Genomic DNA, 15483 nt, shown 5'->3' with positions numbered 1-15483 from the left:
TTACAAACCGTCGGTGACGATTTTAGCCGCCGACGCTAATACATCGCGACGGCTTTCTGCCTTAGGTTGAGGCTGGGTGAAGTAAGTGACCAGAATCAGCGGCGCACGATCTTTTGGCCAGATCACCGCGATATCGTTGGTGGTGCCATAGCCACCGCTGCCGGTTTTATCCCCCACAACCCAGGAAGCAGGCAGTCCAGCCTGAATGCTCGCTGCACCGGTGGTATTGCCTTTCATCCATGTCACCAGCTGCGCCCGTTGGCTGTCGCCCAATGCTTTACCCAGCGTCAGATTCCGCAGAGTTTGCGCCATTGCCCGAGGTGAAGTGGTATCACGCGGATCGCCCGGAATGGCGGTGTTTAACGTCGGCTCGGTACGGTCGAGACGGAACGTTTCGTCTCCCAGCTGTCGGGCGAACGCGGTGACGCTAGCCGGGCCGCCAACGTGAGCAATCAGCTTATTCATCGCCACGTTATCGCTGTACTGTAGCGCGGCCGCGCTAAGCTCAGCCAGTGACATCGTCCCATTGACGTGCTTTTCCGCAATCGGATTATAGTTAACAAGGTCAGATTTTTTGATCTCAACTCGCTGATTTAACAGATTCGGTTCGCTTTCACTTTTCTTCAGCACCGCGGCCGCGGCCATCACTTTACTGGTGCTGCACATCGCAAAGCGCTCATCAGCACGATAAAGTATTTGCGAATTATCTGCTGTGTTAATCAATGCCACACCCAGTCTGCCTCCCGACTGCCGCTCTAATTCGGCAAGTTTTTGCTGTACGTCCGCCGTTTGCGCATACAGCGGCACACTTCCTAACAACAGCGTGACGGTTGCCGTCGCCATCAGCGTGAACTGGCGCAGTGATTTTTTAACCATGGGATTCCTTATTCTGGAAGATACGAAATAACAACAACATGAATAGTCCCTAAATTCCACGTGTGTTTTTTATTAGCTTCAAAAATCACTATTTCACGAAGAATTTAGACTGCTTCTCACACATTGTAACATTATTTACAACCACCTTTCAATCATTTTTGATAAATCATTGATTTCATCTTTGCTGCAATGATACTTAATAAACTCTGCAAGTTATCCACAGAGCAACACTCAATTTTATTGATGATATTCTTATTATACCAGACATTTTTCATACACTCCCTTGTACGGATAGTTTTCCGACAACTTCATGATTACATATCTTGCGGTTTTGATTATTTTTGCTGCAAGAAATACATACTTCAAACGAAAGGTCTTTATTTGCTGTCTGTATTCTGAAGAGTCCAAGGAATCAAACTTGAACAACAAAAATAGGTTATATGAAAGCATCATCATTTGAAACACGGCTTCATTCGCCCAAAATGACTTTAGCAAGAGATGACCCACCGCCATGTCGTATTTGGCTTCTTTGATATAGTTTTCAGCATTACCACGCTTTTCATAGTATATAACTACTTTTTCAGAAAGCAAGGTAGTATTTGTTACAAAGAAAAAGTAGTCGTATTCGGAACCTTCTAAAAGTGATAATTGTGCTCTTTCTTTTTCTGGTTTCAGTACGCGAGATACGACAAATCTTCTGTCTTTTTCCCATTTAACTAATTTTGTATACAGTTCTGTAGTTTCTCTACCTTCTTCTCCTTTAACGAATACAATTGATGAATTCGTTGCTTGTGAGGTGAGTGTAGAATAACTTTTGGCTTTAATTAAATATTTGCATCCAAGAGATTCTATCGTTTCGATAATTTTTTCATCAAAGTAGCCACTATCCATTCGAAATAAAATTTCTAAATCGTCTGATTTGATGTTAGCAACAATTTCTTTGATCATTTCCGCAGCACCGTTTGCAGTGTAAGTATTGCCACTTCTTACAAATCCGGTAACATATGCTTTTAATTCGTCGCAAAATGCAAATTGGATATTGTAGCATCGGTTTCCCAGTTTCTTAGGATTATATCCTTTTGACGCACCTTCTTGATGACCTTCTACGTTAATTACACTACTATCAATATCAATCGTAATGGATGTCAATTTACTTTTAGTGAGCAGTTTTTTAAAGACTTTAAAATTAATGTCTCTAAACATTTGGGTTGTCTTGAAGTTGAAGTTTCCTAGAAACCGTGACACTGTTTCAGGTTCTTTTACGGAAATATCAAACTCGTTGACGAGGGGATCATTTTGAAGTAGCTTTAGACGTTCTAACTTATCAATGCCAATGAAGTGACCGCAGAGCATGGTCTTTATATGATTCATCTTGATTTTATTTGTTGAGTCATTATCAAATACGAGGTCATTTTCAATAAAATCAAAAATCCCATTGCTTTTTGCATTCTCAAGGAGCAGAAAAAGACCTGCATTTGATGTTAGATTCTTAGCTTTGAAATCAATTTTATTAATCATAATTAGAACCCCTTTTTACTACTTTTCTTACTATTATTTTACCATATATCGAGTCATAAAAGCTGATAATTTAACATATTTTTGAGCACTTTTCTTTCACCCAATGGGTGAAAGCTGAATTTCGAAGGAATGCATATTTATCAAGGCTTTGATTATGCTTTTTGAAGTACTGACGTAGAATCTAGGTATGATTCATATCGGTGAGGAAGGTGCCCAGAAAACGGACACATCCAATTTGCAGGGCAATGCCCAGACGGTTGTGATCACCTCTGCTTTTTCCGATAAATTCCTTGTCTGCTTCATCAAGGTGAAAATATCGTGCCAGCTGAAGCTCATCCGGTTCACCGGTGAATCTGCCATAGCTTTCAGTCTGCTCAGTGGTCAGAAAGTCAACGGGCATATCGGCCTCCCTGCCTGACGGGCATTTAGTAACATTTTTCCAACCGTACGAAATGTTATAAATTATCGGACATCGTAAAACTGTTACATTAATATGTCTATTAAATCGTAAATTTGTAATAATAGACATGAGTTGTCCGATATTCGATTTAAGGTACATTTTTATGCGACTTTTTGGTTACGCTCGGGTCTCAACCAGTCAGCAGTCTCTTGATCTTCAGGTCAGAGCACTCAAAGACGCAGGTGTGAAAGCAAACCGTATATTTACCGATAAGGCATCCGGCAGTTCAACAGACCGGGAAGGGCTGGATTTGCTGAGGATGAAGGTGGAGGAAGGTGATGTCATTCTGGTTAAGAAGCTCGACCGTCTTGGCCGCGACACTGCCGATATGATCCAACTGATAAAGGAATTTGACGCTCAGGGCGTGGCAGTCCGGTTCATTGATGACGGGATCAGTACCGACGGTGATATGGGGCAAATGGTGGTCACCATCCTGTCGGCTGTGGCACAGGCTGAACGCCGGAGGATCCTAGAACGCACGAATGAGGGCCGACAGGAAGCAAAGCTGAAAGGAATCAAATTTGGCCGCAGGCGTACCGTGGACAGGAACGTCGTGCTGACGCTTCATCAGAAGGGCACTGGTGCAACGGAAATTGCTCATCAGCTCAGTATTGCCCGCTCCACGGTTTATAAAATTCTTGAAGACGAAAGGGCCTCATGATACAATAACCCTGGTAAATGTTTCAATAATATTGAAAAAGGAAGAGTATGAGTATTCAACATTTTCGTGTCGCCCTTATTCCCTTTTTTGCGGCATTTTGCCTTCCTGTTTTTGCTCACCCAGAAACGCTGGTGAAAGTAAAAGATGCTGAAGATCAGTTGGGTGCACGAGTGGGTTACATCGAACTGGATCTCAACAGCGGTAAGATCCTTGAGAGTTTTCGCCCCGAAGAACGTTTTCCAATGATGAGCACTTTTAAAGTTCTGCTATGTGGTGCGGTATTATCCCGTGTTGACGCCGGGCAAGAGCAACTCGGTCGCCGCATACACTATTCTCAGAATGACTTGGTTGAGTACTCACCAGTCACAGAAAAGCATCTTACGGATGGCATGACAGTAAGAGAATTATGCAGTGCTGCCATAACCATGAGTGATAACACTGCTGCCAACTTACTTCTGACAACGATCGGAGGACCGAAGGAGCTAACCGCTTTTTTGCACAACATGGGGGATCATGTAACTCGCCTTGATCGTTGGGAACCGGAGCTGAATGAAGCCATACCAAACGACGAGCGTGACACCACGATGCCTGCAGCAATGGCAACAACGTTGCGCAAACTATTAACTGGCGAACTACTTACTCTAGCTTCCCGGCAACAATTAATAGACTGGATGGAGGCGGATAAAGTTGCAGGACCACTTCTGCGCTCGGCCCTTCCGGCTGGCTGGTTTATTGCTGATAAATCTGGAGCCGGTGAGCGTGGGTCTCGCGGTATCATTGCAGCACTGGGGCCAGATGGTAAGCCCTCCCGTATCGTAGTTATCTACACGACGGGGAGTCAGGCAACTATGGATGAACGAAATAGACAGATCGCTGAGATAGGTGCCTCACTGATTAAGCATTGGTAACTGTCAGACCAAGTTTACTCATATATACTTTAGATTGATTTAAAACTTCATTTTTAATTTAAAAGGATCTAGGTGAAGATCCTTTTTGATAATCTCATGACCAAAATCCCTTAACGTGAGTTTTCGTTCCACTGAGCGTCAGACCCCTAATTTTACTGATTTATCTATCCCCTCAATGTACCTTAACACTGCAATATAAAAATAAACCGTACCAGGAGGAGATATGAAAGCTCGTTTTAAAGAATGGCTTATTAGTTTAAATGAAATAGCAATGAATGAATTAGGAATTGATGAAATGCTTACTCATCTTGATGATGAACTGAACATCATTAACGGAAATGAATGTGAACAGGAGATTTTAAATAATTTAATACAAATCTTTAAAAATAGTGAATACCACTAAAAAAATAAGCGGGAAAATCCCGCTTATTTTATCTCTATTTACGCTTATGAAGCTTTCATACTGCGACGTTCAAAGTTTTGAGTTGCACTACCCGCTTTACAGCTCACCGTATCCATTTTACTGCCATTGGTGATATAAAGCATTGGCTCTTCAATACTGTTACTATTGTGTGGTTGCACAAATTGAATCGTGTAACTTGTGCCATTATTTCTCATTTCTAATGAGCTAGTAATAAATCCTGAACCAGTAGCTACATAAGAATCCTGATTAGCAAAAACTTGTTTTACCGGATTTTTAAAAGAAACCTGGCCATAAGTGAATTCATAATCTGAACCATTTTTTGTTACAGACACCGGGCTTCCGTTCTCTGCTGTACAAGAAAAAATATTATTAGCTGCAAAAGCTGGCGTTGCAAACATAGCTACCGCTCCAATAGTGAGTAATTTTTTCATAAAAATATCCTTTATTTATTTTCCTAAAATGTAATCTGCTTCTTGGTTACGACGTTTAGCATTTACACCATTATTATTGTTTTGACGATTTCTTACTGCATTTGCTAGTGCGTTCATATCGCCTGATTGCGCAGATGCCTGGGCTGCAGCAATCACATCTTTTGTTAATGAGCCATAGTTATAGGCATAAGATGTTAATGCGGCTTGGGCATTTGGCGGTAACTTATCCCATGTTGAAGATGATACGTTATTTCTCGCTCTATTTGCAAATTCTTGTGTTCGACGTGCTAAATCACGCTCTGCGTCAGCGCGACTAACTACAGTATCTTTCGTTACTTTGACAATTGTACCATCCGCTTTTGTGATAGTATCTGAACCATATCCAGTGCGATAAGCATTGACATCCCAATATGCTTTATCACTAAACCCTTCAAATTTTTTCAACAACCCTGTAGCTTGATCAAGTGCAGTCCCTTTAATTGCTGGAACTGATGAATAAGAAGTGTTACCTCTACTATTTCCGGATGTACCGCCAGTCCCGGTGTAAGACAGGGAGTTTGACATCTGAGGCACTTCTAAAGTGACATTGTTACGAGGAATATTGATATTGTCAGCATCTGCCAATTCAGCAGCATTGCTATTCGTACCATTAGCTAAATCACTAATCCGTTTATCTACACTGTCACGTGTAACATTTCCGGTTCCAGTGTTATATTCACGTAGCTCTTTATTTTGTAGGATTGCAACTGCGGAATTCCCGGTAAGTGATTTTTGTAGATCAATCTCCATTCTAATTTGACCTATTTCTCGGTCAATTAAAGTGAGGATCTTTTCTAACTCTTCTTGAGCATCTTTATTGTTGGCCACATTTGGCTCACGCATACCCGTTAAAACAGCTCGACGTGCAAGAAGCATTTTCTCCATTGTTTTAGCTACAGCAATTTCACTGGCTAAACGCTGCCCTAATACTTGAGCATCGGGATCTTCTCGTAAAGACTCAATTAAGCCACGAGTTACAGGAACTGTTGTAGAACTTAATTCTGCAAGTACTTCAACGGAAGGAGTGCTCATGTTAAGCGCTTTTTGTAATTGAGTTACCGTCTTAATATTTTCTTTTTCAATTTCAGGTGTTAAACCAACACCAGCTCGAGAGCTACTAGCAGTACCACAATCTGTTTTACAAGTAGTTAATTGCTTCTCACCGATCACATTCGTTAACCAATCTGTCATATCTTTAGGATTATCCCAAGTTTGACAAAGTAATCCGCTACAACTACTACCGGAGATTCGACCTGATTCTAATACATTACGCTTGTTTTGCATGTTGTAGCCAGCTTTTGCAACATCCTCAACAATTTTGATTGGTTCTTGTCCTTGGCCACCGCGTTTTTTACCCCCGACCCACTCTTTACCTTCCTTACCTTGAGATTCCTCAAGTCTCTTTTTAGCTCGAGTAGCATCTGGTTCAGTTGAAGTAATGTCTTTAAAGGATTCCATATCCGAACTTTGAGACCAACGACCATTTAAAGTTGCGTCTGCAAGCTTCTTAGACATTTCTTCACAGCTGGTTTTTAAGCTATTAAAATCAATTTTACCTTGATATAAACCATTCGTAAGAATATCGTATAACTGAGGATTTGCTCGTTGAATAACCATTGCAGGTAAACTCGCCACAGCTCCTGTGGCTGATTCGATAACGTTACTATAAAGATCTTTAAATCCTTCAGTTAAACCATTTAACTGATTTTTAATACTCGTCTTAATGTCAAAATTACCGCACATCAAGTTAGCTTTCCAACCAATCCCAAATTCAGCTGCAGGAATCGTACCTCGACTCGGGGGAGCCATATAACCTACACCGCCCCCAATTTGATAAAACACCATATCAGACAAAATAGAATCGGCTTTATTAAATCCAAACGGATTACTATTAGAAGCTGATACTGGCATGGTTGAGGATAAGATTGCGCACGATATAGCAATATAAGATGCTTTCAGTGCATGATTTAATTTCATACTCAATTCCTTTATTAATTAGACCAATCAATACTATACAAAAATGTTTGTCCGCGTTTTTTACAGCACTTGTAAGGGCGCCATAATGCCCAGGCATAACTACCATTTTCAGATAGCATACTTGGCGGGTTATCAGGGAAAATAGCACAAGACTGTGAAGTAACCGGGTGAAGCTGTTGCCATTTATGTGTCTTTTCATCCCCTTCTTTCACTGGAGGGGGAAACCACTCACCATTCGATTGATTATCTTTTTTCGCAATCGGTATATATACATGTGGTTGGAAAGTATTTGTCACAACATCCGCTACTCGATGCGCTGTTACAGCTGAAGCTTTATAGTCATGAACTTGTGTTACTGTACCCGCTCGTGGATAAATATTTCCCCAAGTGTCTCCATTTGCTCTAATTTCTCTCATACCTGGAATAAGCGCTTCAGGATAAACCATTTCCGGAACACCAAATCGCCACGCTAAAAAGTCCAAACCACTCAAGTAATAAGGCACAAAAGGCGTTGTCTGACTTTTGCAGTAATACCCTGTACTATTAAGCATTTGACTAATCGCTCCCTGCGGATGACCGATTACATCAACATTTTTAAATGTTGCTTGCGTATAGTCTTTGTGTGGTGATTGATAATCTCCACCTTTTACCCCATTGCTAAGGAAATTCATTTCCACCCAAGGATTTTGAGCCTGATGGTTATAACTTGAAACCACTACCTCGGGAATATAGTGTTTTATTTTCGTAGATGTCCGGATTTTACAGCCGAATTTTGTACAAAATAGCCAAAAACAAGTACCAACGACCTTATAATCTAAACAACTTGTCGAAGCGCTTGATGCCATAATCGATGCAGTGTTTAAAGAAGATTGACCGGACTCCGAAGCTTGTCCTGAAATACTGGTCAACGCAATTGCAATACAAAGCCCGGATAATGTCATTTTTTTCAATTTCATCTTGTCCCCTCTTTTGTAATCTCTCGTTGCCATAAACTTAATGCCTGAGCAATATTGGTTTCACCATATATGACACTATCCTCTTTTCCCGGATATTGAAATAAAACTGCAGGCACCTTCTTGATTCCATTTTGCCAACCACTTATAAGGCCCTGATAAGAACGCTTTAATTGCTCTTCAGACTGTTTCCATTCAGCAGACTGAAAAATCTGAGATGCTTGCTGAGCTGCTACACTAGGATTCGCACTCAATCGCTGACTAATCAAATTTTCCCATTGCTCAACTTGATCAAGTAAATACACCTGGCTTGCAAGCTCTGCGTGAAGAATTGGATAATCTTGTGTTGAATAAACAGTAATTATGGGATTAGGCCCCTGGGCGAACACTGATAGTGGTAACAAACCGAAAAGAAACAGTGATTTTTTTATAGACATAACCATCCTTTACGATGAAATTGGATAGTTGAAACATTAACGAAATGACAGGGGGGAATATATAAAAAATTCTTTTTGATTTTGAGATAAATTCTCCATTTCCAAAAAACAATTTTTGATAGAGATTCGACAGCCTTATTAAGTATGATTGGACTTGATAAGTCGCTGTGCAAACAGCTCTTATAAGTTGCACGATTCTTGAGAAGCAACGCCTTGCCTTAGTGCAAGTAGAATCATAGCCAAAATGTTATCCAGCATTCTGAAAGGATACTCTACGCAATCGTAGGAATGCCACCTTAAAGACCTTCCGAGGGAAAATGATTTCCTTCGGGCATGTCATTTTTCCAAGGAATTTTTTATTTCACATTAGGAGAATGACTATGTCCTCATCCACTCAATTGGAACACTATGATGTTCCATCAAGTAACCCTCTTGAAACTCCAACATTATCATTCCGTGTGGGAAAACACTTGGGCCGTTTTTTCGTTGCAGCTAAAAACAAAGCAACCGACAAATACAAACAAGTAACATCTGGTATCAATCAAAGCATTGAAGACGAAGAAGCTCGTCGGCTTTGCGAATTACAAATGATGCTAGATAGCCAAGCGGAAGAATATGAGGCAATTATTGATGATGTGCAAAGAACGTGGTTAAAACGAACAACGTTATTTAGCATTTTATTTTTGATTGTCGGTATTGTTGGTACAGTGGGTACTCTTTACTACCTTATGCATTAACATTGCATAAGCTATTCATTTTCAACCCTAAGGGGAATTTTTACCCTTAGAGGTAAAGGTTTCCCTTGCTGTAGGAGAAAACTTATGAAAGTGACATTACATAACAGTTGTTTAGCTTATTTAGCCAAACATAATGACTCAGAATCTCTAATAGAGGAAGTTCGCACTCAAGCATTAAATGCCTGGGAAAATCGAGGAAAAGATGTATCTTCTACTCGTATTATGGTGAATATCCCTAGTCAATACGGACAGAAATATCACTTCTTTACAGTTTCGCCATACGCAAACCGTAAAGATTTGTTAAGTGTAAGGGGGTAAACATGATTAAGCGTTTACTCAAGCTTGTTAGTTCCAATTGGGACAAAAAAACAATGCTGCTGGTTTCTGAAGATTTTCGTAAAATCGGCACTTACATCTTAGGTATTGCGTTTGTCGCAATGTTTGTTCAGAATGACAATATTCCGCTACTTCTTGCCATTATCATTATGATATTTGGCGGAATAGCTTGGTTCTGTGGTGTGTTGTTAGCTAAATATTGCAACAACTTAATGGAGACAGACGGAGCGTAACGTATGAATATTACGTTAAACTGGAATGGGTTCCTCTTTGCAATTGTCTTTGTACTGTTTTTTATGGGAACAGTTGCTTTTATTGGCGTGCGATCATTAAAACGCCAACAAGAGCAAAAAGCACAAAGCAAGAAAACACATTCCCTTGGTGTTAATTCATAACTGAATTAATACCTGCAACCTTTACAACAAACCTTGATCATGCCATTGGCGTGTTCAAGGTTTTCTTTTACCCGACTGGGAGCAATTTCCCATTCGGGGGGTTGTTCCCTTTTTTTGTTGGAGAACAACCATGAAAAAAAGAACTCAACCTGCCAAAGATTTATACCAACAAATTACAGACCAAATTCTCGAAGCATTAGAACAAGGTGTGATGCCATGGCAAAAACCTTGGGATAGTAGATGGCCACAAATGGCTATTCCATGCAACGGTGAAAGTGGTCGTCAATACTCTGGGATCAATGTACTTCTGCTTTGGATGAGCGCCATTAGAAAAAACTTTACTCAACGCAAGTGGGTAACTTTTCAAGGGGCAAATCATCTAGGTGGTCAAGTTCGCACAGGTGAAAAAAGTACGGTTATTATTTTCTATAAACAAAATATGTTTGAAGAAAAAGACGATAGCGGAAATGTTGTACTTGATGAAAACGGTGATCCGAAAATGAAGTCATCTGTATTTATTCGTGGCCATCACGTGTTTAATATTGAACAGTGTGAAGGTTTAGAAAAATACTATGAGGAATTTCCTGAACCGGAAAAATCTTCTGAAATGCAAGCTCGTCCGGATTTAGATGTATTACCCAATAAAATGGGTATGCAGCTGTATAACAAAGCACAAGATCGTGCTTGTTATATGCCGAGAAAAGATTGCATTGTGATGCCGGATTTCAAAAAATTCAATACAGCTGACGACTACTATGCAACTCTACTGCATGAATGCGGTCATGCCACCGGGCATAAAGACCGATTAAATCGTGACGGTGTAGCTAAATTTGATAAATTTGGTTCTGAACAATATGCATTTGAAGAATTAATAGCTGAACTCACAAGCGCCTTTACCTGTGCGCACGTGAATGTTTGCAATAATATTTCACAAAATGCAGCGTATATTGAACATTGGATTAACGCATTAAAAGCCGATAAAAAAGCTATTTTCCGAGCATCTTCTCAAGCACGTGAAGCAACACAATTCTTGTTAAATGCTCTCGAATTAACATCGAATGAAGAAGCAAAATTAGCGGCTTAGCCTCAATTAAACCATTCTAACGTTTTTTGTTAGAGCTCTCATAAACCACCCTTTGGGGAGTAATCCTCAAAGGGGATTACTCCCGTTATTTTAGGAGTAATCTATGGATTTCGAGAAAAAATTTACCGCACTTTTTAAGTCGATTGCACCACAATATCGACGTTCTGAAGTGTTTTACGACTTTATTACAATCTTTGCCCTAGAGTTCTATCTTATCCTATATGGTGCACAAGCAGACGAATCGTTGAGACAACGCTATCAGAGTGCAGCTGGGCATTATAATGAGGATGAAAAACAAGCTCTTAGTCGCCTTTTCAACATTATTGTTGAGGCTTTGGAGCATAAAACCTATGATTTCCTAGGATCAGTGTTCATGTCGTTGGATTTAGGTGATCAATATAAAGCTCAATATTTCACGCCTGGTCACATTGCCCACTTTATGGCAGCAGTAACTCTATCAGATTGTCATAGTTTAATTAAAAAACGTGGCTTTTTGACATTGCAAGAGCCAACTTGTGGCTCCGGCGTAATGATTATTGAGGCTTATAATTATTTGCGCGAAGAGGACTTCAACCCTCAGCAACAAATGTGGGCTCAAGCAAGAGATTTGGATTTTACTGCAGCATTAATGTGTTATATACAAATGACACTCTTACATATACCGGGAGAAGTCATTATTGGTAACACCCTTAAAGATGAGGTGAATTACCATTTATACACACCAGCTCACATATTGGGAAATTGGAACAAAAAATTGGAGAGTGCAGATTCCTATACTGAAGCAGAATATCAAGTTATTGAACCTGAACCAGTAGAAGACCCCTCGCTTGACATTGATTGGGAAAATGAACCTATGTTTTACTAAAAAAAGTGCTTACCTATGGGTAAGCACTTTTTGTTCTAAGATTTTAAAGTTATGCCTTCGAGTGCAAATTGTCCGCAAGATGAAATAATCGGTTTTCCTTCATATTCCTTACCTAATGGATTTACACCGGCTTTAAAATAAAGTTCGATAGCATCAAGAGATGGTTGGACTTTGCCATCAAAAATGAGTCCACTCATATCTACATTATTTTTAAGAAAATGATTAAAATCTTCTTTTAAAAATGCGTCGCCATTCTGTGATTTTGATAACGCAGCATCCAGTGAGGGTGATTTTCCCTTATCATTTATAAATAATAGCGCATTCTCTTTTATGTCTGCAGTTCGTCTGAGTGTATTATTAATCTTTTTATAATGGGAAATATTATCGACATTGATACAAACATTTTCCCATTCGATACCTACGATTTCACCATTTTCATTTTCTAGATATTTAACGATTTCTAATTCTAAAAAATTAGCCATATTTTCTCCTTTTATGATTGTTAGATAAATAATTATTTTTATAGACATTAATTTATTGTTTTAGTTCAATGTCTTATTTTTCCATTTCTCGATTATAAATACCTTTTAGTCTCGCCACCGTTGATTTAGATAAATCATATCGTTTCATTACTGTTGAAATAGAATCACCAGCTTTAAAATCCGCATAAATCTTTTTACGTATTTTATCTGTCACTTTAGGTGGGCGGCCGCCTAATGCATTTTTATGACCTGAAGCAAGTTTTGTTCGCTTCCCTTCCTGAGTACGCTCGACAATAAAACTTCTTTCCAATTCAGCAAAAATACCTAACAATTGAATTAAGGCCATCCCCATAGGATTGTTTTGGGTTCGGGTATCTATTCCTTGTTGTATTGCAACAAAACCAATATTTTTATTCTTAAATAGTTCAAGTGTATTCAAACACTGAGTAAGACTCCTTCCTAAGCGATCAAGCTTAGTTACTGCAACAACATCACCCTCTCGAATGTAATCTAGTAATTCATTTAATTGCGCTTTATTTTTCTCAGCTTTACCGGAATGCTTCCCTGAAAAAATTTTTTTGCAGCCATATTCTTTTAATGCTTGAATCTGTTCACTTAAATCCTGCTGCTGGGTTGATACCCTGGCGAAACCTATTAATGCCATATCACTCACCTTAATTAGAAAAATGGAAATCATTCATTCTTATATAACCCTTCTGACTCGTGGAAATAAAATAATCATTTAAATGGATATCTGTAAACATATCCATTTCATCTATATTTACTTCACAATCATTTTCGCTTTTATCTAAAGTAAAGAATTATCTTCGTAACTTCGAGCCCTTTTCTATTTCTGACCTAGACTCCTGAAATTTCTCCTCTAAATCATTTCACTCTATTAACCCAAACTCTTGCTGAAAGGTTTCTAAATCAGATTAGGAGCTACTTACTAGTGGTAATGGAGCAATATTTACTTTACCTTTCGTAGCCTGAAAGTATATTTGCATTTTATCTGTACGCTACCATAATTCCCGCCAGCTTTAGCTTAATCATCTCCACCTTTAGCTCCATTATTTTTAACTACTGGCATTAATTCTACATTTAGTTTTTTATCATTATTATCGTTTTTTATCCTTATATGTATTTTAAGCTTAACAATATAAACATCTAAAAATCTTTTTACCCTCAATCAAATGTATTGCATTGAAATACATTCTTTCATATAATAGGCACTGTCTTTCAATGCAAGACATATCTAGTTGGTTATCCAACTGTAAGTAACTTAAAGGAGATTATCATGGCTATAACAAACACATCATCTTTCAGCTTTAGATTAGCTGGGGATTTAAAACAGGAGGCGTTCAAAATTCTGGAAAATTATGGTTTCACCCCATCTCAAGCATTAAATTTATTTTTAACTGAAATTGTTAATACAAAAACAGTTCCATTAAACCTTTCTTACTTACAGCCAAATGCTGCAACACTTAATGCGATGCAAGAAGCTGAAAGCGGAGAATTAGAAATTATCACCTTAGCTAACTCAAATGAGAATATTGTTGAGGTTTTACAAAAAGTAAAAGGAGACCAATTTGGACAGTCATCAGCACCCGACACTTCAAGTCGCCATAACAAAAGAGTTTAAGAAAGACATCAGAAAATTAGAACCAAATCAACTTTGTTCAGCAGAATTTTCTGAGGTCATGTATTTACTGCAACGAGATCTCACTCTACCGGAAAATTACTTAGATCATCCCTTAAAGGGTGAGATGAAAGGTTACCGAGATTGTCATATACTTAACGATCTTGTACTTATCTATCAAATTTTGGAGAAAGAAAACAAAAAAGAACTTAGATTAATCAGAATAGGAACGCACGCAGCCCTATTCAAATAAATTCATACAAATAGACTAAAACGCCTAGCAAAATTCCTTGCTGGGCGTTTTAGTTTGTAAAAATAGAACCCGACATTGAACTAGCATTACCTTGGACATTACCTAATACTTGGATATTTCAAGACATACTTTTGACTGAACCTGATACATTGCCACTTACATTTCTTGTTGATCTACGGAACCAGTACTCATAGCGGTATGGAGTATTTTTATAGTTTGGCTGCCATTTATTCCTACGTTCAAGTTTTGGATGTTACCTTTAACTAAAATTTTTAAGTTGCTTATATCACATTCAGCAAATTTTCTATTGATAAAAATTCCAGTTTACACTTCCATCTCCTTATACATTCAAAACTTAAAACTTTTTAGACTACCCATGCAGTATAGTCCCAAAACTTTAACAAAGCAAGTTTTTAGACAGTCCAAAAACATAAATCAAAGTTTCTGCACTAAATCATAGCATTTTACCTCTCGTATTCACTGACAATCTGTTTTTATTTTTAAAAGACTTTCTAAATAAAACTACTTACTAGAAAATCGGATGTTTAGAATTGGTTAAATTTTCAAATACTGCCCCAAATATGAAACGCTATCTACTCTATATCACGTGTATTATTGCAACTCGAAGCCTTGAATCTATAGCTAATATAAGAGACCCACACGAAGGAGGGATTTGTCACGTCGAAGCAGAATACTTTTATCCAGGAGTATGGGAAAAATATGGCGAAAAGGAGTTGATTTGTAACTACTGGAAATTTTTAGGTGATGAAGACCAAAGAACATTAGAATCAGAATTAAACGAAGATACAACTGAATCAGAGAATGAATCTAGCGATTATGATAGCCTGGATGAAATGTATAGTGGATAAACCTATCCATTATGAACTAATTAGTTTAAAATAAAGACTGTTTATATATTAATAACAATTTGATTTTATTATATTTATATGAGAATCCAATAAAAACTATATCTAGATATTGGGGTCGTATAAAGATAAATATACCGTA

The 15483-nt window shown here is 38.5% G+C and carries 20 protein-coding genes and 1 pseudogene; 12 read left to right on the top strand and 9 right to left on the bottom strand.

From position 1 onward, the window contains the following. From QQS40_RS06760 to QQS40_RS06750, 3 genes and pseudogenes are all read right to left on the bottom strand, one after another. Nucleotides 1-876 (bottom strand): extended-spectrum class A beta-lactamase CTX-M-15, encoded by an 876-nt coding sequence (locus tag QQS40_RS06760; protein ID WP_000239590.1) that lies wholly within the window; start codon nt 874-876, stop codon nt 1-3. Between the two features lie 255 nt (nt 877-1131). Continuing rightward, a complete protein-coding gene (locus QQS40_RS06755; RefSeq protein ID WP_000608644.1) occupies nt 1132-2394 on the bottom strand; it encodes an IS1380-like element ISEcp1 family transposase in 1263 nt (420 codons plus the stop codon). Nucleotides 2395-2587: 193 nt separating this feature from the next. Then, nucleotides 2588-2794, bottom strand: a pseudogene (locus QQS40_RS06750) (DUF4158 domain-containing protein); the annotation flags it as partial. Nucleotides 2795-2957: 163 nt separating this feature from the next. On the opposite strand from QQS40_RS06750, the gene QQS40_RS06745 reads away from it, so the two are divergent. The 3 genes from QQS40_RS06745 to QQS40_RS06735 all read left to right on the top strand — a co-directional run bounded on the left by QQS40_RS06745 (nt 2958) and on the right by QQS40_RS06735 (nt 4826). Next, complete coding sequence (locus QQS40_RS06745; RefSeq protein WP_001235713.1) at nt 2958-3515, top strand: recombinase family protein; 558 nt, start codon at nt 2958-2960, stop codon at nt 3513-3515. A gap of 47 nt (nt 3516-3562) precedes the next feature. Beyond that, complete coding sequence (locus QQS40_RS06740) at nt 3563-4423, top strand: broad-spectrum class A beta-lactamase TEM-1 (RefSeq protein ID WP_000027057.1); 861 nt, start codon at nt 3563-3565, stop codon at nt 4421-4423. A 223-nt stretch (nt 4424-4646) separates the two neighbouring features. Next, a complete protein-coding gene (locus QQS40_RS06735; protein ID WP_005667851.1) occupies nt 4647-4826 on the top strand; it encodes a hypothetical protein in 180 nt (59 codons plus the stop codon). Nucleotides 4827-4870: 44 nt separating this feature from the next. Here the strand turns inward: QQS40_RS06735 and QQS40_RS06730 are convergent, their stop codons facing one another. The 4 genes from QQS40_RS06730 to QQS40_RS06715 are packed head-to-tail and all read right to left on the bottom strand — an operon-like array spanning nt 4871 to nt 8684. Beyond that, entirely contained in the window at nt 4871-5278 is a 408-nt protein-coding gene (locus tag QQS40_RS06730; RefSeq protein ID WP_005667853.1) for a hypothetical protein, read from the bottom strand. A 15-nt stretch (nt 5279-5293) separates the two neighbouring features. Continuing rightward, nucleotides 5294-7294, bottom strand: coding sequence for an integrating conjugative element protein (locus QQS40_RS06725; protein WP_005687597.1), 2001 nt, complete (start codon nt 7292-7294; stop codon nt 5294-5296). 14 nt (nt 7295-7308) lie between these two features. Then, a complete protein-coding gene (locus QQS40_RS06720; RefSeq protein WP_011271853.1) occupies nt 7309-8250 on the bottom strand; it encodes a TIGR03756 family integrating conjugative element protein in 942 nt (313 codons plus the stop codon). Further along, nucleotides 8247-8684 carry a TIGR03757 family integrating conjugative element protein gene (locus QQS40_RS06715; protein WP_005687600.1) on the bottom strand — a complete coding sequence of 146 codons (438 nt, stop codon included), beginning with the start codon at nt 8682-8684 and terminating at the stop codon, nt 8247-8249. The genes QQS40_RS06720 and QQS40_RS06715 overlap by 4 nt, the downstream gene beginning before the upstream one ends. 380 nt (nt 8685-9064) lie before the next feature. On the opposite strand from QQS40_RS06715, the gene QQS40_RS06710 reads away from it, so the two are divergent. The 6 genes from QQS40_RS06710 to QQS40_RS06685 all read left to right on the top strand — a co-directional run bounded on the left by QQS40_RS06710 (nt 9065) and on the right by QQS40_RS06685 (nt 12101). After that, on the top strand, nt 9065-9421 hold the full coding sequence (locus QQS40_RS06710; RefSeq protein WP_044509376.1) for a hypothetical protein: 357 nt from the start codon (nt 9065-9067) through the stop codon (nt 9419-9421). An 84-nt stretch (nt 9422-9505) separates the two neighbouring features. Beyond that, nucleotides 9506-9739, top strand: coding sequence for a hypothetical protein (locus QQS40_RS06705; RefSeq protein ID WP_005653503.1), 234 nt, complete (start codon nt 9506-9508; stop codon nt 9737-9739). Nucleotides 9740-9741: 2 nt separating this feature from the next. After that, on the top strand, nt 9742-9990 hold the full coding sequence (locus QQS40_RS06700; protein WP_005687602.1) for a hypothetical protein: 249 nt from the start codon (nt 9742-9744) through the stop codon (nt 9988-9990). A 3-nt stretch (nt 9991-9993) separates the two neighbouring features. Then, nucleotides 9994-10152 (top strand): hypothetical protein, encoded by a 159-nt coding sequence (locus tag QQS40_RS06695; protein ID WP_005667862.1) that lies wholly within the window; start codon nt 9994-9996, stop codon nt 10150-10152. 130 nt (nt 10153-10282) lie between these two features. Then, nucleotides 10283-11236, top strand: a complete 954-nt coding sequence (locus QQS40_RS06690; RefSeq protein ID WP_020910028.1) for an ArdC family protein — start codon at nt 10283-10285, stop codon at nt 11234-11236. A 103-nt stretch (nt 11237-11339) separates the two neighbouring features. Then, nucleotides 11340-12101: an N-6 DNA methylase gene (locus QQS40_RS06685; protein ID WP_329504457.1), complete on the top strand. Its 762-nt coding sequence runs from the start codon at nt 11340-11342 to the stop codon at nt 12099-12101. A 35-nt stretch (nt 12102-12136) separates the two neighbouring features. On the opposite strand, the gene QQS40_RS06680 is transcribed toward QQS40_RS06685, so the two are convergent. Beyond that, on the bottom strand, nt 12137-12583 hold the full coding sequence (locus tag QQS40_RS06680; RefSeq protein WP_112080960.1) for a hypothetical protein: 447 nt from the start codon (nt 12581-12583) through the stop codon (nt 12137-12139). Between the two features lie 73 nt (nt 12584-12656). Then, a complete protein-coding gene (locus tag QQS40_RS06675) occupies nt 12657-13247 on the bottom strand; it encodes a recombinase family protein (protein WP_112080959.1) in 591 nt (196 codons plus the stop codon). A 633-nt stretch (nt 13248-13880) separates the two neighbouring features. On the opposite strand from QQS40_RS06675, the gene QQS40_RS06670 reads away from it, so the two are divergent. The 3 genes from QQS40_RS06670 to QQS40_RS06660 all read left to right on the top strand — a co-directional run bounded on the left by QQS40_RS06670 (nt 13881) and on the right by QQS40_RS06660 (nt 15344). Then, the gene (locus QQS40_RS06670) at nt 13881-14225 is read left to right on the top strand and encodes a type II toxin-antitoxin system RelB/DinJ family antitoxin (protein WP_112080958.1); all 345 of its coding nucleotides are present in this window, start codon (nt 13881-13883) and stop codon (nt 14223-14225) included. Next, on the top strand, nt 14173-14475 hold the full coding sequence (locus tag QQS40_RS06665; RefSeq protein WP_239496027.1) for a type II toxin-antitoxin system YafQ family toxin: 303 nt from the start codon (nt 14173-14175) through the stop codon (nt 14473-14475). Before QQS40_RS06670 ends, QQS40_RS06665 begins: the two co-directional genes overlap by 53 nt. A 581-nt stretch (nt 14476-15056) precedes the next feature. Next, nucleotides 15057-15344, top strand: coding sequence for a hypothetical protein (locus tag QQS40_RS06660; RefSeq protein ID WP_044509710.1), 288 nt, complete (start codon nt 15057-15059; stop codon nt 15342-15344). Nucleotides 15345-15483 lie beyond the last annotated feature (139 nt).

The organism is Haemophilus parainfluenzae (assembly GCF_036288925.1).
Lineage (GTDB): Bacteria > Pseudomonadota > Gammaproteobacteria > Enterobacterales > Pasteurellaceae > Haemophilus_D.
The sequence above is the reverse complement of the archived record's forward strand: the minus strand, read 5'-3'. Positions and strand labels throughout refer to the sequence as shown.